Here is an 18822-nt window from a genome sequence, read left to right on the forward strand (position 1 = left end):
CTTGTACACACCGCCCGTCACACCACGAGAGTTTACAACACCCGAAGTCGGTGGGGTAACCCGCAAGGGAGCCAGCCGCCGAAGGTGGGGTAGATGATTGGGGTGAAGTCGTAACAAGGTAGCCGTATCGGAAGGTGCGGCTGGATCACCTCCTTTCTATGGAGAATCGTTTCCTGCAACGGAAACATTCAAATCAGCAGGTACATGTACCTGCGAACGGATATTCAATTTGGTTCATCACGTTCGTGTGAATGAAATGAATATCCTTAACTTACTCACTCGTTGCTCAGTTTTGAGAGCTCAAACTCTCAACATACTGCATGAATATCATCTACTCGTTTGAGTTAGACCGATATTCACACAGGCTACAGTTTCGACGAAACTGTATTGCACCTTGAAAACTGGATACCGAAACGAAATTGCGTTTTAGAATATTCCTTTAAGCTGATCTTGTGTAAACAAGTGAAATAAAGGTAGCAGGTAAGGAAAGATCTTTTGCCTTTGGCAAAAATCATTCTTTATCGAACATCGACATTTTCTTTCTTTGAAAGAAAAGTCTAGGTTAAGCTACAAAGAGCACACGGAGGATGCCTAGGCGCCAGGAGCCGACGAAGGACGTGGCGAACAACGATAAAGCCTCGGGGAGCTGTAAGCAAGCTTTGATCCGGGGATGTCCGAATGGGGAAACCCGGCTGTCTTCATCGACAGTCACTTTCTGCTGAATACATAGGCAGAATAGAGGCAGACCAGGGGAACTGAAACATCTAAGTACCCTGAGGAAGAGAAAACAATAGTGATTCCGTCAGTAGCGGCGAGCGAACGCGGATTAGCCCAAACCAAGGAGCTTGCTCCTTGGGGTTGTGGGACGTCTCACATGGAGTTACAAAGGAACCGGTTAGATGAAGAGGTCTGGAAAGGCCCGCCAGAGAAGGTAAAAGCCCTGTAGTTCAAAACTTGTTCTCTCCGAGACGGATCCCGAGTAGTGCGGGGCACGTGAAACCCCGTATGAATCCGGCAGGACCATCTGCCAAGGCTAAATACTCCCTGGCGACCGATAGTGAAGCAGTACCGTGAGGGAAAGGTGAAAAGCACCCCGGAAGGGGAGTGAAATAGATCCTGAAACCGTGTGCTTACAAGAAGTCAGAGCCCTATTTATGGGTGATGGCGTGCCTTTTGTAGAATGAACCGGCGAGTTACGTTCCCGTGCAAGGTTAAGGTGAAGAGCTGAAGCCGCAGCGAAAGCGAGTCTGAATAGGGCGAATGAGTACGTGGACGTAGACCCGAAACCGGGTGATCTACCCCTGTCCAGGGTGAAGGTGCGGTAACACGCACTGGAGGCCCGAACCCACGCATGTTGAAAAATGCGGGGATGAGGTGGGGGTAGCGGAGAAATTCCAATCGAACCCGGAGATAGCTGGTTCTCCCCGAAATAGCTTTAGGGCTAGCCTCGGAAAAAAGAATCGTGGAGGTAGAGCACTGATTGGGTGCGGGGCCCGCAAGGGTTACCAAGCTCAGTCAAACTCCGAATGCCATAGATTTAGTTCCGGGAGTCAGACAGTGAGTGCTAAGATCCATTGTCGAAAGGGAAACAGCCCAGACCATCAGCTAAGGTCCCCAAGTGTGTGTTAAGTGGGAAAGGATGTGGAGTTGCACAGACAACCAGGATGTTGGCTTAGAAGCAGCCACCATTGAAAGAGTGCGTAATAGCTCACTGGTCGAGTGACTCTGCGCCGAAAATGTAACGGGGCTAAACACACCACCGAAGCTATGGCTTGATGCTTGCATCAGGGGTAGGGGAGCGTTGAATGCGGGTTGAAGGTGTACCGTAAGGAGCGCTGGACTGCATTCAAGTGAGAATGCCGGTATGAGTAACGAAAAGATCTGTGAGAATCAGATCCGCCGAAAGCCTAAGGGTTCCTGAGGAAGGTTCGTCCGCTCAGGGTAAGTCGGGACCTAAGGCGAGGCCGATAGGCGTAGTCGAAGGACAACAGGTCGAAATTCCTGTACCACCGTAATCCGTTATGAGCGATGGGGTGACGCAGTAGGGTAGTGACGCGGACTGATGGATGTCCGTCTAAGCAGTGAGGCTGGTGTGTAGGCAAATCCGCACATCGTAAGGCTGGGCTGTGATGGGGAGCGAAAATTATAGTAGCGAAGGTCATGATCTCAGACTGCCAAGAAAAGCCTCTAGCCAGGAGAAGGTGCCCGTACCGCAAACCGACACAGGTAGGCGAGAAGAGAATTCTAAGGCGCGCGGAAGAACTCTCGTTAAGGAACTCGGCAAAATGACCCCGTAACTTCGGGAGAAGGGGTGCCTCGGTAGGGTGAATAGCCCGAGGGGGCCGCAGTGAAAAGGCCCAAGCGACTGTTTAGCAAAAACACAGGTCTGTGCGAAGCCGCAAGGCGAAGTATACGGGCTGACGCCTGCCCGGTGCTGGAAGGTTAAGGGGAGTGGTAAGCCTTCGGGCGAAGCTATGAACCGAAGCCCCAGTAAACGGCGGCCGTAACTATAACGGTCCTAAGGTAGCGAAATTCCTTGTCAGGTAAATTCTGACCCGCACGAATGGCGTAACGACTTGGGCGCTGTCTCAACGAGAGATCCGGTGAAATTTTAATACCTGTGAAGATGCAGGTTACCCGCGACAAGACGGAAAGACCCCATGGAGCTTTACTGCAGCTTGATATTGAATTTGGGTACGATCTGTACAGGATAGGTGGGAGCCGTTGAATCTTGAGCGCCAGCTTGAGAGGAGGCATCCTTGGGATACCACCCTGATCGTATCTAGGTTCTAACTTGGTACCGTGATCCGGTGCGAGGACAGTGTCAGGTGGGCAGTTTGACTGGGGCGGTCGCCTCCTAAAGAGTAACGGAGGCGCCCCAAGGTTCCCTCAGAATGGTTGGAAATCATTCGAAGAGTGCAAAGGCAGAAGGGAGCTTGACTGCGAGACCTACAAGTCGAGCAGGGACGAAAGTCGGGCTTAGTGATCCGGTGGTACCGCATGGAAGGGCCATCGCTCAACGGATAAAAGCTACCCTGGGGATAACAGGCTTATCTCCCCCAAGAGTCCACATCGACGGGGAGGTTTGGCACCTCGATGTCGGCTCATCGCATCCTGGGGCTGAAGTAGGTCCCAAGGGTTGGGCTGTTCGCCCATTAAAGCGGTACGCGAGCTGGGTTCAGAACGTCGTGAGACAGTTCGGTCCCTATCTGTCGTGGGCGTAGGAAATTTGAGAGGAGCTGTCCTTAGTACGAGAGGACCGGGATGGACGTACCGCTGGTGTACCAGTTGTTCCGCCAGGAGCACCGCTGGGTAGCTATGTACGGAAGGGATAAGCGCTGAAAGCATCTAAGCGTGAAGCCCCCCTCAAGATGAGATTTCCCAATTAGTAAGACCCCTTGAAGACGACGAGGTAGATAGGTTGGGGGTGGAAGTGCAGTAATGCATGGAGCTGACCAATACTAATCGGTCGAGGGCTTATCCTAAGAATAAAACGCAATGAGTTTCGGATCCAGTTTTCAGGGTGTAACCTTGAAAGTATGTACAAGTGACATACAACAAGCGCATGGCTATTCATTCACATGATAAGTGATGAACCGAATAACCGTACGGGAGAATTTACGATGTAAATTCATGTTTGGTGGCGATAGCGGAGGGGTTCCACACGTACCCATCCCGAACACGACCGTTAAGCCCTCCAGCGCCGATGGTACTTGGACCGCAGGGTCCTGGGAGAGTAGGACGTCGCCAAGCAGAGCTTTATGATTAATATTCCCTGATAGCTCAGTTGGTAGAGCACTCGACTGTTAATCGAGTTGTCACAGGTTCGAGTCCTGTTCGGGGAGCCATATGGAGAGGTGTCCGAGTTGGCCGAAGGAGCACGATTGGAAATCGTGTAGGCGCCAAAAGCGTCTCGAGGGTTCGAATCCCTCTCTCTCCGCCATAATTATTTTATTGTATGGCCCGTTGGTCAAGGGGTTAAGACACCTCCCTTTCACGGAGGTAACAGGGGTTCGAATCCCCTACGGGTCATAAGTAGTATGGAGGCTTAGCTCAGCTGGGAGAGCATCTGCCTTACAAGCAGAGGGTCGGGGGTTCGAGCCCCTCAGCCTCCACCATTTATTTAAATAGTAGTCCCTAATATTATCGCGGGGTGGAGCAGTTCGGTAGCTCGTCGGGCTCATAACCCGAAGGTCGCAGGTTCAAATCCTGCCCCCGCAACCAATTAACTTTTGAATGTAAACTGCTATGGAACTGTGGTGTAGAGGCCTAACATGCCTGCCTGTCACGCAGGAGATCGCGGGTTCGAATCCCGTCAGTTCCGCCATTTTCACAAAGTTATATTACCCTGTTGGGAGCCATTAGCTCAGTTGGTAGAGCACCTGACTTTTAATCAGGGTGTCGAAGGTTCGAGTCCTTCATGGCTCACCATTCATGAACTTATATGTCATGGATATAATGATATTGCGGACGTGGCTCAGCGGTAGAGCATCGCCTTGCCAAGGCGAGGGTCGCGGGTTCGATTCCCGTCGTCCGCTCCATATTTGCGCCCTTAGCTCAGCTGGATAGAGCGTTTGACTACGAATCAAAAGGCCGGGAGTTCGAATCTCTCAGGGCGCGCCATTAACTTCATAAGCCGGTGTGGCGGAATTGGCAGACGCGCGCGACTCAAAATCGTGAGGGAAACCGTGGAGGTTCGAGTCCTCTCACCGGCATCTATTTCGGGATGTAGCTCAGCTTGGTAGAGCACCTGGTTTGGGACCAGGGGGTCGCATGTTCAAATCGTGTCATCCCGATTCAAAAGGAAAGTCGCTGGAAGCAGCGGCTTTTTTGTTATATTCATATCTTTTTGTATAAATCAGTAATCGTCAGGTCACACTAACACAAAAAGTGGGACGGAAGGGATTACTGTGAAGCGATTAAGTTGGAAAAAACAGATGAAACGGCGCTGGAAACAGTGGAGAAGAACAGTGTGGGCTTTTAGCATTTTTGGTGCGGCTTGTTTGCTGGCAGGGTTGGGTATTCTGTTTTCGAATTATTTGCAGGCTATGTTGTCACAGCCACTCGCTACTACCGTCATGGCTGAGGAGAGCATGGAGGAGGCTTCACATCTGAGCCCAACTGAAGATCACTCCTCACAGATGCAACTACTGCAAAGTATTCGTGCTTCCGGTATAAGCAGGAAGACCCGTCTATTAACCACCTACGTGTGTGGTACGGAAACACTTTCCTTGGGAACACTAAGTTCACAGCAGCTAGAGACCTTACTGAAGCAACATCCCGATTGGAAGGGGCGACTTAATACCAAAGGAGAGGTGTGGCTGGAGCGCAGGGTGGAAGACTTGTCAGAGTCATGCAAAGAGCGTGGATACATGGGTTTGAGCACTGACGGCCAGCTTACATTGTATGAAGGGCTACCTAAAAGAGAAAAAGTTATCCGCACTTTTTTTCAATTGGATGTGGGTTCCATGGAGACGGCCTTGCCAGAAGGGGTGTATAAACAACTTCAGCAGGGGATCCGTGTACAGGATATAAATGAGTATAACAGTGTAATCTCCACTTTTAGTGACTTTGCCGTGGAGCGAACACAAAGGGTATTAAAGCAGCACTATTGATTACAACTACGGAGACGTTAGGCATTGCCCATGAGGTGAGGCTTGAAGCGTCTCTTTTTATGTTTTTACTCACGTTTAAATTTTTTCCTCTATTAGATACAAAGTTTTGTTATAATGAAAAGAACGACACATATGTTCGCTTTATATGGTATTTGGTCATGATTATATTAAGGATAACGTCTGGCTATTGTTTAGTTACGCCATGTTTGAGCGATAGGGGAGAGATTTTTTTGCGTTTTTTAGGAATTGATCCGGGCATTGCCATTGTGGGCTTCGGATTTGTAGACAAGATTGGCAGCAAGGTGGTTCCTGTACAGTATGGCTGCATCCAGACGGAGGCCCATACACCGGAAGAAGAAAGGCTGCTTCATGTGTATGAAGGCATGTTGCAATTAATAGATAAATATAAGCCTGATGCGGTAGCACTGGAAAAGCTCTTTTTTAATCGCAACGTTACAACCGCTATGTCTGTAAGTCAGGCACGTGGGGTGCTGGTACTAGCTGCAAAACAACGTAATTTGCCTATAGGTGAATACACGCCGATGCAGGTAAAGCAGGCTATTGTAGGGTATGGTAAGGCTGAGAAGAAACAGGTACAAGAAATGGTTAGAATGTTTCTAAAGCTTCAAGTTGTGCCCAAACCGGACGATGTAGCGGATGCTTTGGCGGTGGCTATTTGTCATGCGCATTCTTATGGATTAAATTCAAAATTAAATGAGGTATTGCGAAAATGATAGATTTCTTGCGTGGTTCTGTGGCCCATTTGGAAAATGAATATGTCGTTTTAGATGTGCAGGGTGTAGGGTACCGGGTATTTTGTCCGAATCCTTACGCGTTCGCCAAAACTGAAGGTTCAGTGGTCATTTACATTCACCATCATGTAAGGGAAGATGCTATTTTACTGTTCGGTTTTGCGACTCGTGAGGAGCAGCAGCTGTTCCGTAAACTGATTGATGTATCTGGTATTGGACCGCGTGTTGCGCTTGGTATTTTAGGAGGCGGTACGCCTGCTCATGTGGTAACGGCGATTTATCAGGAGAATATCACATTTCTCACCAAGTTACCGGGGATCGGTAAAAAAACGGCACAACGTATGATTCTGGATTTGAAAGATAAGCTCGACGGTATTGGCTCGTTGGGGATGACAACCGGATTGTTTGCTGAGCCTGTCGTAGAAGAAGGCGAAGGTTCATATTGGGGCGAGGCCCGTGAGGCGCTCAAGGCGCTGGGTTACACTGATGCTGAGTTGGATAAGGTATGGAGCAGAATGAAGAAAGATGCGAAACCTGATGAATCTGCTGATATTTTGATGAAGCGGGCTTTGCAACTGTTGTTTGCCGGATAGGACGCTGATGTCCGTTAACAAATGTCTGGTGAAAAGAGGAGCGATGGAATATGGATGACCGGATTATTTCCGCCAATTTGATGATGGAAGACCAGACGGCGGAGCTAAGCCTTCGCCCCCGTTATCTAAATGAATATATCGGGCAAAATCAGGTTAAGGAAAATCTGAAAGTATATATTGAAGCGGCCAAAATGCGTAAAGAAGCGTTGGACCATGTACTGTTGTACGGACCGCCGGGGTTGGGTAAAACAACTCTTGCTAACATTATCGCCAATGAGTTGGGGGTTAATCTGCGTACGACTTCAGGTCCTGCAATTGAAAGACCGGGAGATTTGGCAGCATTGCTGACCAATCTTCAAGAGGGTGATGTTTTGTTCATTGATGAGATTCATCGCCTTCATCGTACGGTGGAAGAAGTCATGTATCCTGCAATGGAGGATTTTGCGCTGGACATTATGATTGGTAAAGGCCCGAGTGCACGCTCGGTCCGTCTGGATTTGCCACCCTTTACCCTTATAGGGGCCACTACGCGCGCTGGGCTGCTCTCTGCGCCATTGCGTGATCGGTTTGGTGTTATTAGTCGATTAGAGTTTTATACGACAGACGAGCTGGCTTACATCGTGTCCAGGAACGCGGATATTATGGAGATTGAAATTGTTGGGGATGCGGCAGAGGAAATCGCATTGCGTTCACGGGGGACACCGCGTATTGCCAACCGACTGTTAAAAAGGGTGCGTGATTTTGCCCAGGTTGCCGGAGACGGTATTATTCATTCTGAGTTAGCTGCAGAGGCGCTAAAGAGGCTTCAAATAGATCCACTCGGACTTGATGAAATTGATCATAAAATGCTTAAGGCCATGATTCATTCATTCCGGGGCGGGCCTGTAGGATTGGACACAATTGCTGCAACCATTGGGGAGGAGAGCCAGACAATTGAGGATGTGTACGAGCCCTATTTGTTACAAATTGGCCTTTTACAAAGAACACCTCGGGGACGAACAGTGACTCCGGCGGCATATGGCCACCTTGGAATTCCAATGCCAACGGATCCACGGTGATTAGGAAACATGATGCACTTTTAAAAAAATCATTGCATGGTTACACGCAAGTATGGTGAATACGATATCGGCTGACGGATGATTGAGGGAAGTGAGAATGTAAGTAAGATTCGAGCGGGTTCATATTTTGGTTTATTCCGCCGATGTATTTAAAGGGACAGACAAGGGTCGAGATCCCGATAAATTACGCAATATAAGTGCTAGACAGCTAGATTGGGGGAGCCAGAAATGAGTGGAGAAGCATTTAACCGAAAAAGTATTTTCGGTGCATGGATGGGCCGGGCCAAACGAGCAGCAGCGATTATGGTATTAGCTACAGTGTGCATACCTTGGTCTTCGGGCGTTCACGCTGCTGCCGCCCAAGAGGATATTCGTGTAGTGATTTTTGCGGATCTAGGTAGCAAATATAAAGCGACAGTTCCCGCTGTAACCTTGAAATCATCAGGAGGTCTGAGTGTTGGACAGAACAGTGGAGGCAGTTTTCAAACTTGGATGGGACTGCCAGACAGTACGGTTCGTTTTAGTGTAGACAGCTATCGGGTGAAGGTACTTGAAGGAAATGAAGCAGCGGCGATAAAAGCGGCCCAAGCCCTGCAAAAGACTAATGATAAACCTACGGTTTTTATCGGTTCAAAAAATGGTAGCTCTGTGTATCAAGTGTACGCGGGAATATATGCTAGTGAACAGTCTGCGCAGGCTGCTGTACAGCGGATTTCCTCCGCAACCGGAGCGCAGCCCGAGGTTAAGGGAAACAAGCATTGGTCCACAGGAAGCTACGGAAGCGAGCAGGAAGCTAATCTCGTTCGAACGACAATTGCTGCGGCGGGCTTTGATGCTTTTACTGTGATTCAATCAAGAGGCCAGTATGCTGTATGGGTTGGAGAAGAAAGTAATGACAGCAAGCTGTCGGCTTTGAAAACAGAACTGGAGAGCAAGCAGCCGAGACTCACGCTGTCTAAAGTTAATGCTACTCAAACCGGCCTCATTATAAGACAGGAAGCAGGAGTCACGACTGGCTCGCAGGTGATGTCTCATTACATGCTAAGTGGTTCTGATAATAGCAAGGTAATTGTTAACGGCGGTAATAATGGAATACAAGTGGTCGAAAGATCCCAGCGTACATATCGCGGCGAGATGGAGATCGGCATGACGTCAGGCCAGCTGGCGCTTGTGAACGAAGTTCCTTTGGAGCAGTATTTGTATTCCGTGGTAGGAGCAGAGGTCTATTCCTCATGGCCAGATGAAGCGCTCAAGGCTCAAGCGGTAGCGGCTCGTAGCTACGCGCTTGCTCAAGGCAATCGGTTTCAGATCGGCAATGTAGTAGATGGCACGTTAAGCCAGGCTTACAACGGTAAGAGCTCGGAACATGCCAATGTCAATGAGGCTGTAGATGCAACAGCTGGTGAAGTCATTAAAAGCGGCGGCAAAGTGGTCGAAGCTGTATTTTCATCTAATGCGGGCGGTGTGACAGCAGATGCTTCTGAAGTGTGGAACAGTGGTGGCGAAGCCTTTGCCAGCGTAGACAGCTCGGGGGATACTTCGGCACAAAAAGGAGCACAGGAATGGTATCATGTACTTCTCTCCAGTGGCAAAACAGGTTATATTCGTGAGGATAATGCTAAGGAACTGGAGGGTGTCACAGAAGCGGGGTTAGACAAAATCACCGTCACTGCGGAAAATACAAATGTGCGTCCTATTCCCCAAATCCAATCGACAGTTACACCAATAGCCAAGGCGCAGCCGGGCGAAGAGATAATTGTATTAGAAAAGGTGCCTCAGTCCGGAGACTATGCATGGGTGCGGGGGCCCTTTACCTCAGCTCAGCTTGCTAAATCCCTGCAAGGGAAAGTCACGGGCACAGTGCCTTCCTCTATTAATTACCTCGATGTCACCAAACGTGGTCCATCAGGGCGAGTGTTGGAGGTTGAAGCGGACGGATCCCCTTTGAAAGTGAAATATCCAGATATGTTTCGCTCAGCGATGGGCGGACTCCCAAGCACACTGTTTGATATTGCGAGTACCGGAAGTTATACTGTATTAGGCGCTGATGGGGCTACTTCTCATGTAAGTGGTACACAAGGAACCCAAATCCTGTCCGCATCTGGTAGCAGTACTTCAAGTGGTAATGGGGTGATCGTCATGAATGAAGATCGTCATGCACGGGTCATTGACAAAACACAAAGCTTTATTTTTACAGGTAAAGGAAATGGTCATGGTTTGGGCTTATCCCAATGGGGTGCCAACGGTTTGGCCGAGCAGGGGTATGATTACAAGAAAATTTTGCAACACTATTACAAAAATGTGGATATAGTTAAGGACTGACCAATATATGAATGTAAACGACTACGATTTTGAACTGCCTGAAACATTAATTGCACAGACACCTTTGCTTGATCGGAGCGCTTCCAGATTACTGACGTTAAACAAAAATAACGGTGAAGTGGGTCATCATACGTTTTCGGATATTGTGCAGTATCTTCAACCAGGGGATACGCTGGTGTTAAACGATACGAGAGTGATTCCTGCACGCTTGTTTGGCATCAAGGAAGATACGGGAGCAAAGGCTGAGGTTTTGCTGCTTAAGCAACTGCAAGGGGACCGATGGGAAGCATTGGTGAAACCCGGTAAAAAGCTGAAAAAGGGTGCTGTTATCGTTTTCGGTGATGAGCTGAAAGCAGTAATTGAGGAAGAAGGAGATATGGGCGGAAGGGTACTTTCATTTTCATATGACGGTATTTTCCAGGAGATCTTGGACCGTCTGGGGCAGATGCCGCTTCCGCCGTATATCAAGGAACAACTGGATGACCGCGAGCGTTATCAGACAGTTTATGCTCGGCATGAAGGTTCTGCTGCGGCTCCAACGGCAGGGCTGCACTTTACAGAAGAATTGCTGGACCAGATTAAAAAGAAGGGCGTTACCGTTGCCTTTATCACACTTCATGTTGGCTTAGGGACGTTCAGACCGATGTCTGTGGATACGATTGAAGAACATGTGATGCATGAAGAATACTATTCATTGTCACAGGAAACAGCGGATGTACTCAATGAAACCAAGGCGCGCGGCGGAAGAGTCGTGGCGGTGGGGACGACCAGTTGCCGAACGCTGGAAACGGTGGGCAATAAATTCCTAGATGGAGTATTAGAGGCCAGTAGTGGCTGGACACAGATTTTTATTTATCCAGGCTATGAATTCCGTGTGGTGGATGCGATGATTACGAATTTTCATTTGCCTAAATCCACCTTGGTTATGCTGGTCAGCGCACTGGCGGGCAGGGAGAATATTATGCATGCTTACCAGGAGGCGATTGACCGACAATATCGGTTTTTCAGCTTCGGGGACGCAATGTTCATTTATTAATTAAGGATGGTAGAGAAAATATGGCACCAGCAATAAGATACGAACATATTAAAACCTGCAAGCAATCGGGAGCCCGTCTTGGGCGTGTACACACACCTCATGGAGTTATTGAGACACCAACCTTTATGCCTGTGGGAACTCAAGCTACTGTTAAAACGATGAGTCCTGAGGAACTGAAAGCGATGGATGCTCAAATTATTTTGAGTAACACGTACCATTTGTTTCTTCGTCCTGGCCACGATATTATTCGTGAAGCAGGTGGACTGCACAAGTTTATGAATTGGGATCGCCCTATTTTAACGGACAGCGGTGGATTCCAGGTGTTTTCCTTAAGTGAAATGCGCAAGATTTCAGAGGAGGGTGTTCATTTTCGCTCTCATTTAAATGGAGATAAGAAGTTTCTTTCGCCTGAAGTGGCGATGGAAATACAAAACTCGCTTGGCTCAGATATTATGATGGCCTTCGATGAATGCCCGCCATTTCCGGCTGAATATGAGTATGTGAAAAAGTCACTGGAACGTACCAGCCGTTGGGCTGAGCGTTGTTTGGAGGCACACGCGCGTCCTCATGATCAAGGGCTGTTTGCCATTGTTCAAGGAGGCATGCATGAAGATCTGCGTAAGCAAAGCGCTGCGGATTTGACTTCCATGGATTTCCCGGGGTATGCTATTGGTGGACTGAGCGTAGGTGAACCGAAGCATTTGATGTATGAAGTGCTAGATTACACGCTGCCTCTGCTTCCCACCAACAAGCCAAGATATTTGATGGGTGTAGGTTCTCCAGATGCCTTGATTGAAGGCGCTATCCGTGGTGTGGATATGTTTGATTGTGTACTTCCAACGCGAATTGCTCGCAACGGAACAACGATGACCAGCCAAGGTCGTCTTGTCGTTCGCAATGCCCAATATGCAAGCGATTTTGGCCCGCTCGATCCCGCTTGTGATTGTTATACCTGTCGCAATTATTCACGTGCTTACTTGCGACATTTGATCAAAGCGGATGAAACCTTCGGGCTCCGACTGACAACGTATCATAACTTGCATTTCTTGATACAATTGATGCGTAATGTCAGACAAGCGATTATGGATGACAGGCTGCTTGATTTCCGAGATGAATTTTTTGAGCAGTACGGTCTTCATGATAATGATAAAGGCTTTTAAGTTTTAGGGAGAGTATACGAAAGGGGGATTTAACATGTTTCATTTTGCTACAGCCGCTACTGCACCCGGTGGAACTGGCGGACTTTTTCAAATGATCTGGCCACTGGCTCTGATGTTTGTAATCTTCTATTTCTTGCTGATTCGCCCGAATCAGAAAAAACAAAAGCAGCGTCAAACGATGCTTCAAGCTTTGAAAAAGGGAGATAAAGTAATTACGATCGGAGGTCTTCACGGTACAATTGTGGAGATTACGGATGATGTAGTAGTTTTGCGTGTGAATGATGTCACGAAGCTGACCTTTGACCGCAGTGCAATTAGTAATGCGATTGCAAAAGACACGGCATCTGAGGAAGTTGTTTCCAAATCGTAAAATGCTTCTGACCGTTATGCAAAAACCGAGCCTTTGAGGAGGCTCGGTTTTTTTGTGTTGTTTTATTACATGGATACAAACATTTTGATTACTTGCTGAGATTAATGCCAAACATCCCACCACCTGCACCTATGACAAACGCGAAAGCTAAGTGTAACAGGTCCTTGCCGTTCATGCCCGCATCCAATGCCAGAAAACCGACCAGAAGAACGATTAGTCCATACAGGATGCCTGTAATACCGCCTTGATACCAGCCTTTGTTTGTGGATCTTTTACCGGCGACGAAGCCGCCAGATAGCATGGCGAATGCGTGGACGATGTACGTATACAATGATAAGTCCTGTTCCTGCATCTGTGTCAGCCACAAGAGTAGTGAAAGAATCAATGCGCCAAGCAGCATCCATGCAAAAGCATAAAATAAGCCGGATAAAATGGGATGGGCCAGACGAAACGAACACCAGCGGCGAATGAGCTCCATTGATAATTCCTCCTGTACCAAGGTTTGAACTATTATCATTCTATGGCCAAGCCTCTCGGCTTAGTACCAAGTCGCAAGCAGTCTTTCTCTTTATTTCAATAATTTAGCCTTTGGTTTTTTGTATGAGCCAAGTGAGGAACGGTCAGAATACGTGTACAATGAACGACTAATGTCTTATTGCAAGTACAGGGGAGGAGGCGAACATATTGAGTCACGATATTTTTGCTCATATTTTTCGGACGCTGCTCATGTATTTTATTGTATATCTGGTGATGCGCTTGATGGGTAAAAGGGAGATCGGCAAATTGTCTGTTTTCGATCTCGTCATATCGATTATGATTGCAGAAATTGCTGTATTCAGCCTGGAGGATATAAAACGTCCACTTTATGAAGGGCTGATTCCTTTAGGAGTGCTGTTAATTTTGCAAATCGGGATTTCATTTTTTAGTCTGAAAAGTCGGCGACTGCGCTTACTATTTGATGGTAGGCCCAGTGTATTGTACTCCAATGGACAATTAAACAAGGACGAAATGGTGAAACAACGTTACAATTTAGATGACTTGCTGTTACAACTTCGTGAACAAAATATAGAAAGTCTGGACGAAGTCGAATATGTTATTTTGGAAACGACAGGTAAGCTAACGGTTATAGGTAAGGATGATAACGATGGAGTGGAACACGGAAAAATGAAGCAAGAATTAAACGGAACAGATTTGATAAACAAAGAGCAACAGGTGAATAAGGTCCATCCTTCTCCACAAATCGGTGGAAAGTTTAGATATGAGGGACTGCCTATTCCATTAATCATGGATGGCAAGGTGCTGGATCGAAATTTGGAACGGATGGATATGAACCGTTTTTGGCTTAAAAATCAGATTCAAGCAAAGGGACACAAAGATTTTAAGGATGTTTTTTTATGCTCGGTTAACCATAGAGGTGATGTGTATATTACACCACCGGCCTATGGAAAATCTTCGGATTAGATTTCCTATGCTTTAAACCATCTTCTCAGGATTGGAATGCGTGTAAGGTTGTCCCAATCAATCATTTTGATCAAGGTCATTAGGAAAAGGTACAGTATAATTCCCAAACCTGCGGCAAAAATAAACTGAAGCCACATTTGGTTGAACATCGTTAGATGTCTGTAGGTATATAATACTGCTGCTGCCATGATGATCATACCTATCCCGGTCTTCCAGAAATCGAGCAAACGTACGCGGAAGCGAAGCAGTCTGCTGACACTGAAGCCATGAAGGAGTGTAACAATGGCACTGTTAATACAAATGGCGATGACAGCTCCGTAGATACCGTACTGAGGTTGGGAAGCAAGCCAGACGATTAGCGCAATTTTGATAACGGCTCCGATAAAGGTATTTAATAAGGCACTTCCAGGACGGTCTAATGCCTGAAGTGCTGCCTGAAGCGGGGCCTGAATGTACATAAAAAGAGCAAAAGGTGCCATGAGCTTAAGCATGCCTGCAATATCGCCATTATTATAGAGTAGCAGACACAGAGGTTCTGCCAAAACATACATGATTACGGCAAAGGGGGCTCCTGCAACCAAAGCGAGCCGAAGCGATTGATGTAGACGTTTGTGAATGGCTGTAATATGCCCCTTGGCTGCTGCTTCGGATAACGAAGGAACGAGTGAAACTGCTAGCGAACTGGTAAGAACCCCAGGTAGTAATAATACAGGAATGACCATGCCCTGCATGGCTCCATATTGTGCGGTTGCCACGCCAGTTGCAATGCCTGCTACGGCGAGGCTACGCATGCACAAGATAGATTCGAGCAAATAGGATAAGGAACCAACAAGCCTTCCAGCAGTAACGGGAACGGATATAGACATAAGACGTGACAAAACGGATGATTGCTCGGGTTGAACCTCAGAGGAGGGGATAGGCGACTTCGGCTGAAGGATGCGATCTTTTCGATGGTTACACACGTATTGCCATAGCAGCACAATCATGCCAATGAATTCGCCCGCCAGAGCACCGAGCATGGCACCTGCAGCAGCGTAGGCTACCCCATGAGGAAGTAACAAGTAAGCAAACCAAATGACACAAAAAATGCGCATAACGGTCTCCGCAATGGAGGAGGTGGCAGAAGGAATCATATTTTGCTTTCCCTGAAAATAGCCCCTATAAGCTGAGGAAACAGCTACAATGACTATCATTGGGCTCATGCTCACGAATGTATAATACACGCGGCTGTCGGTCAGGAGATGGCTTGTGATCCAAGGCGCGAACACAAGACAGAGCACCATGGCGATCAGACTGAGTGTAATGGTGAAGCGCAGGCTGGTGTGCAAAATACGCCGCGACATTTCGGGCTGTCCCGCCGTTTCGGCTTCGGCTACTAGCTTGGCTACCGCAAGAGGGATTCCCCCTGTAATAAGCGTCACCAGAACGATAAAAAAGGGATACCCCTGTTGGTACAAGCCAACTCCTTCGGGGCCGATGATACGCGGGAGTGCGATTCGGGGAATAAAACCTAGTATCCGGTTGATAATTCCTGCTGCCAATAAAATAATTGCTCCATGGATGAATGTCTGCTTTTTCAATCGCAACTCCCTCTTCCCCAAAATGTAATTCTGCGTCTATACATTACTTTAGAAGATATGCTGGACCTGTCCATCTTCATGACAAGCTTTTCCGTTCAGAAACAAAGTGATTTAGACAACAAGAGGGAGAGTGGTGAATTCTGCTATTGACGAGCGAAATGAATGCATATATTGTTGATTTAAGGCTATTTTCAACGAAAAGAAGGGTTTTCCAGGATCAGGACAGAAATGTTCTACAAAGCAGTCAATAACCCCGCTAATTGCTGATCTGCGGAACCGGTAGTCGCTGGGAGGAGGAACGGCCATCGTGGGTATGGAAGAGCTGGATGAGCAGGATTGGGATGACGCAATTGAGATGCTCTGTCAAAGTAAGGCGGACGAGTTGATTCTCGTAGGTTATGAGCATGTCACAAGTAAGGACGTGTGGAATTGCGTCAGCCATAAATATGAAAAGGAGGGTATCCCTCCGCTGCACAAGCTCGTTAACGATATACTTTCCCTTAAAGCGACGAGCTTTATGAACTATTTGACTATGTCCGCATTACGGGGCTCCACTTTCGAATAGAAGGGGGTCTTTTTTTGCGTTCAAATTGACTGCTTTTTGAGGGGTAGCTATAATAGGAATATTGAGAATGAAAGGGGAACATGGGACGGAATGAAGAGAATTCTAAGTTTCATCGTGGTCGTGCTCATAACTACTGGTGTTATGATCGGGACAAGCCCGGGCCTACTGAACAGTTTAAAATTAGGCCTCGATTTAAAGGGAGGCTTTGAGATTTTATATGAAGCCCAGCCTTTGGAAGCCGGGCAGAGTGTAACCAGACAGTCTCTTATACAAACAGCTCAAAGTCTGGAGAGACGGATTAATGCGCTCGGTACGACTGAGCCGGAAGTAACAACAGAGGGAAGCAACCGAATTCGCGTGCGGCTTGCTGGTGTCACTAATGAGGCAGAAGTCCGCTCCATGCTGAAAAAGCCTGCAGAATTAACGTTCCGCAGTGCAACGGCAGCAGATGCTAAAAAGCCAGGCCAATACAGCAAAATTGAGCTCCGCGGTAATGATTTTGTGGAGAATGGCGCTGTTGTAGGCTATGACCAGCTGAATCAACCTGAGATTAGTATCAAAGTGAAGGACAAAGCTAAATTTGCAGAAATCACAAAGCGACTTCTGAATAAAGAATTAGCTATTTTCCTGGATCAGGAATTGCTGTCTGCACCTACAGTACGTGGGGAATTAACGGACGGTAGCGCGTCAATCACAGGTAGCTACACTCGTGATGAAGCGAATAAACTGGCGGATACGATTAATCTGGGTGCCCTTCCGCTCAAACTGACGGAAAAATATTCTCAGAGTGTAGGTGCTACGCTGGGTCAATTGTCACTGGATCAGACGATTCGTGCTGGGTTGATCGGCTCAATCATTATTCTGGTATTTATGATTGCGATGTTCCGTATACCAGGATTAGTGGCCAGTTTTTGTCTCATCGTTCATACTTGGCTGGTGCTTGCGATCTTCTACTTGGGTGGATTCGTGCTCACGCTCCCAGGTATCGCCGCCTTCGTGCTCGGGATCGGGATGGCAGTCGATGCCAATATTATTACGTATGAACGGATTAAAGAAGAAATCAAGACGGGCAAAACGATTCGTTCTTCCGTTATCGCAGGTAGTAAGGCTTCGTTCCGTACCGTTATGGATGCCAATATTACGACAATTATAGCGGCAGCGGTTATGTTTGGTCTCGGAACAGGCTCCGTTAGAGGTTTCGCTCTGGTGCTTATCGTTGATATTGTCACCAGTATCTTGACGAATATCTTCTTCTCCCGCTTCTTGCTCAATCTGCTGGTTAAAGCGGATGCTGTGAAGAAGCCCAAGTATTTTGGTGTGAAGGAGAGTGATATTAGTGCGCTTTAATTGGGACTATAAATATATCAAGATGAGCAAGTGGTTTTACACGTTCTCGATTATTATCACACTGCTTGGTATTCTGAGCTTGTCGATATTCGGCTTGAATTACGGGGTAGACTTTCGTTCCGGTTCCAATGTGGATGTCAATTTGACTAAAGTCGTTACGCAGGAACAGATTCAAACTTTGCTGGACAAGCAGAAGATCGGTAAAGAGGTGGATTATACACCGGGAAAAGAGCGTTTCGGCATTCGCTTCTCACAGGTTTTGACGGATCAGCAAGTGAATGACTTTAAGACTTCCTTTAATAAAGAGCTTGATCCAAAGGCTTCCTTTGAGGTCAATACAGTAGATACGGAAATGGCACAAGAACTGGAGCGGAATGCAATATGGGCGATTTTGCTAGCATGTGTAGCCATCGCGGTCTATATTTCGATCCGGTTTGAATGGCGGTTTGCCATTGCAGCCATCGTTTCGTTGTTGCATGATGCCTTCCTCGTTATCAGTATTTTCTCGATTTTCCGGCTTGAGGTGGATTTGACCTTTATTACGGCAATTCTAACGATTGTTGGTTTCTCCATTAATGACACCGTCGTTATTTTTGACCGTATTCGGGAAAATCTACGATTTGCGAAGAAGAAGTCCAGAGACGACTTAGAGCAGGTAGTTGATCACAGTATTGCGCAGACAATGACTCGTTCACTTGCAACCGTGTTTACGGTGTTTATTGCCTCCGTATGTTTGTTCATATTTGGCGGCGAATCGATCCGTATGTTCTCACTTGCAATGGTCATTGGTTTGTTGTTTGGTGCTTATTCCTCCATTTTCATTGCCAGCCCGCTGTGGGTGGCATTGAAAGGAAAACAAAAATCCCCGACAGCTGGCGGGGGCGCGGTCAAAACTGCAAAGTCTTAAGTTACGCAAATACCAGTAGTATAAATTAAAGAGAAAGCCGCGTCTGCTTGGGCGCG

General features: G+C 47.4%; 14 protein-coding genes, 11 tRNA genes and 3 rRNA genes (1 of these 28 cut by a window edge). 26 read left to right on the forward strand and 2 right to left on the reverse strand.

Features of this window, described 5'->3' with window-relative positions; translation table 11 throughout:
- The 22 genes from MKX59_RS07225 to yajC all read left to right on the forward strand — a co-directional run.
- Positions 1-156: ribosomal RNA gene (locus MKX59_RS07225) — 16S ribosomal RNA — on the forward strand (it extends 1400 nt beyond the left edge of the window).
- 404 nt (positions 157-560) lie between these two features.
- Positions 561-3485: ribosomal RNA gene (locus MKX59_RS07230) — 23S ribosomal RNA — on the forward strand.
- A gap of 151 nt (positions 3486-3636) precedes the next feature.
- Positions 3637-3753 (forward strand): 5S ribosomal RNA (gene rrf / locus MKX59_RS07235).
- Together the 16S, 23S and 5S rRNA genes with 11 tRNA genes alongside form the textbook arrangement of a ribosomal RNA operon.
- Positions 3754-3772: 19 nt before the next feature.
- Positions 3773-3848: transfer RNA gene (locus tag MKX59_RS07240), tRNA-Asn, on the forward strand.
- Between the two features lie 3 nt (positions 3849-3851).
- A tRNA-Ser gene (locus MKX59_RS07245) sits at positions 3852-3943 on the forward strand.
- 17 nt (positions 3944-3960) lie between these two features.
- Positions 3961-4032: transfer RNA gene (locus MKX59_RS07250), tRNA-Glu, on the forward strand.
- Positions 4033-4042: 10 nt separating this feature from the next.
- Positions 4043-4118: transfer RNA gene (locus tag MKX59_RS07255), tRNA-Val, on the forward strand.
- Positions 4119-4147: 29 nt separating this feature from the next.
- Positions 4148-4224: transfer RNA gene (locus MKX59_RS07260), tRNA-Met, on the forward strand.
- Between the two features lie 26 nt (positions 4225-4250).
- Positions 4251-4327: transfer RNA gene (locus MKX59_RS07265), tRNA-Asp, on the forward strand.
- A gap of 28 nt (positions 4328-4355) precedes the next feature.
- Positions 4356-4431: transfer RNA gene (locus tag MKX59_RS07270), tRNA-Lys, on the forward strand.
- Between the two features lie 35 nt (positions 4432-4466).
- Positions 4467-4541, forward strand: a tRNA-Gly gene (locus MKX59_RS07275).
- A 5-nt stretch (positions 4542-4546) separates the two neighbouring features.
- Positions 4547-4623, forward strand: a tRNA-Arg gene (locus tag MKX59_RS07280).
- Positions 4624-4635: 12 nt separating this feature from the next.
- Positions 4636-4715: transfer RNA gene (locus MKX59_RS07285), tRNA-Leu, on the forward strand.
- Positions 4716-4722: 7 nt separating this feature from the next.
- A tRNA-Pro gene (locus MKX59_RS07290) sits at positions 4723-4796 on the forward strand.
- A 114-nt stretch (positions 4797-4910) separates the two neighbouring features.
- Positions 4911-5615, forward strand: coding sequence for a BofC C-terminal domain-containing protein (locus tag MKX59_RS07295; protein WP_023989939.1), 705 nt, complete (start codon positions 4911-4913; stop codon positions 5613-5615).
- 230 nt (positions 5616-5845) lie between these two features.
- Positions 5846-6349, forward strand: a complete 504-nt coding sequence (gene ruvC / locus MKX59_RS07300) for a crossover junction endodeoxyribonuclease RuvC (protein ID WP_013311580.1) — start codon at positions 5846-5848, stop codon at positions 6347-6349.
- On the forward strand, positions 6346-6960 hold the full coding sequence (gene ruvA / locus MKX59_RS07305; RefSeq protein ID WP_068941961.1) for a Holliday junction branch migration protein RuvA: 615 nt from the start codon (positions 6346-6348) through the stop codon (positions 6958-6960). The genes ruvC and ruvA overlap by 4 nt, the downstream gene beginning before the upstream one ends.
- A gap of 50 nt (positions 6961-7010) precedes the next feature.
- A complete protein-coding gene (gene ruvB / locus MKX59_RS07310) occupies positions 7011-8018 on the forward strand; it encodes a Holliday junction branch migration DNA helicase RuvB (protein WP_023989937.1) in 1008 nt (335 codons plus the stop codon).
- Between the two features lie 228 nt (positions 8019-8246).
- Positions 8247-10340: a SpoIID/LytB domain-containing protein gene (locus MKX59_RS07315; protein WP_053325961.1), complete on the forward strand. Its 2094-nt coding sequence runs from the start codon at positions 8247-8249 to the stop codon at positions 10338-10340.
- Between the two features lie 7 nt (positions 10341-10347).
- A complete protein-coding gene (gene queA, locus MKX59_RS07320) occupies positions 10348-11376 on the forward strand; it encodes a tRNA preQ1(34) S-adenosylmethionine ribosyltransferase-isomerase QueA (RefSeq protein ID WP_028542424.1) in 1029 nt (342 codons plus the stop codon).
- 20 nt (positions 11377-11396) lie between these two features.
- Entirely contained in the window at positions 11397-12536 is a 1140-nt protein-coding gene (gene tgt / locus MKX59_RS07325; RefSeq protein WP_013311575.1) for a tRNA guanosine(34) transglycosylase Tgt, read from the forward strand.
- Positions 12537-12570: 34 nt separating this feature from the next.
- Positions 12571-12906, forward strand: a complete 336-nt coding sequence (yajC, locus tag MKX59_RS07330; protein ID WP_023989934.1) for a preprotein translocase subunit YajC — start codon at positions 12571-12573, stop codon at positions 12904-12906.
- A gap of 88 nt (positions 12907-12994) precedes the next feature.
- Here the strand turns inward: yajC and MKX59_RS07335 are convergent, their stop codons facing one another.
- On the reverse strand, positions 12995-13384 hold the full coding sequence (locus MKX59_RS07335; RefSeq protein WP_023989933.1) for a TIGR04086 family membrane protein: 390 nt from the start codon (positions 13382-13384) through the stop codon (positions 12995-12997).
- 206 nt (positions 13385-13590) lie between these two features.
- On the opposite strand from MKX59_RS07335, the gene MKX59_RS07340 reads away from it, so the two are divergent.
- Positions 13591-14367, forward strand: a complete 777-nt coding sequence (locus MKX59_RS07340; protein WP_025720234.1) for a DUF421 domain-containing protein — start codon at positions 13591-13593, stop codon at positions 14365-14367.
- Positions 14368-14372: 5 nt separating this feature from the next.
- Here MKX59_RS07340 and spoVB read toward each other — a convergent pair whose 3' ends face one another.
- Entirely contained in the window at positions 14373-15947 is a 1575-nt protein-coding gene (gene spoVB, locus MKX59_RS07345; protein WP_023989931.1) for a stage V sporulation protein B, read from the reverse strand.
- Positions 15948-16254: 307 nt separating this feature from the next.
- Here spoVB and MKX59_RS07350 point away from each other — a divergent pair, with 307 nt between their 5' ends.
- The 3 genes from MKX59_RS07350 (at position 16255) to secF (ending at position 18766) form a co-directional block, all read left to right on the forward strand.
- A complete protein-coding gene (locus tag MKX59_RS07350; protein ID WP_013311570.1) occupies positions 16255-16512 on the forward strand; it encodes a post-transcriptional regulator in 258 nt (85 codons plus the stop codon).
- Positions 16513-16602: 90 nt separating this feature from the next.
- Positions 16603-17859: a protein translocase subunit SecD gene (secD, locus tag MKX59_RS07355; protein ID WP_023989930.1), complete on the forward strand. Its 1257-nt coding sequence runs from the start codon at positions 16603-16605 to the stop codon at positions 17857-17859.
- Entirely contained in the window at positions 17849-18766 is a 918-nt protein-coding gene (gene secF, locus MKX59_RS07360; protein WP_023989929.1) for a protein translocase subunit SecF, read from the forward strand. The genes secD and secF overlap by 11 nt, the downstream gene beginning before the upstream one ends.
- The last annotated feature ends 56 nt before the right edge of the window (positions 18767-18822 follow it).

Source organism: Paenibacillus sp. FSL R7-0340 (assembly GCF_038002205.1).
GTDB classification, from domain to species: domain Bacteria; phylum Bacillota; class Bacilli; order Paenibacillales; family Paenibacillaceae; genus Paenibacillus; species Paenibacillus polymyxa_B.

Bases quoted from the DNA above. Each gene is read 5' to 3' on its own strand.
- ruvB (WP_023989937.1), top strand. From the start codon at position 7,011: ATGGATGACCGGATTATTTCCGCCAATTTGATGATGGAAGACCAGACG.
- tgt (WP_013311575.1), top strand. From the start codon at position 11,397: ATGGCACCAGCAATAAGATACGAACATATTAAAACCTGCAAGCAATCG.
- MKX59_RS07315 (WP_053325961.1), top strand. From the start codon at position 8,247: ATGAGTGGAGAAGCATTTAACCGAAAAAGTATTTTCGGTGCATGGATG.
- MKX59_RS07335 (WP_023989933.1), bottom strand. From the start codon at position 13,384: ATGGAGCTCATTCGCCGCTGGTGTTCGTTTCGTCTGGCCCATCCCATT.
- ruvA (WP_068941961.1), top strand. From the start codon at position 6,346: ATGATAGATTTCTTGCGTGGTTCTGTGGCCCATTTGGAAAATGAATAT.
- queA (WP_028542424.1), top strand. From the start codon at position 10,348: ATGAATGTAAACGACTACGATTTTGAACTGCCTGAAACATTAATTGCA.
- yajC (WP_023989934.1), top strand. From the start codon at position 12,571: ATGTTTCATTTTGCTACAGCCGCTACTGCACCCGGTGGAACTGGCGGA.
- secD (WP_023989930.1), top strand. From the start codon at position 16,603: ATGAAGAGAATTCTAAGTTTCATCGTGGTCGTGCTCATAACTACTGGT.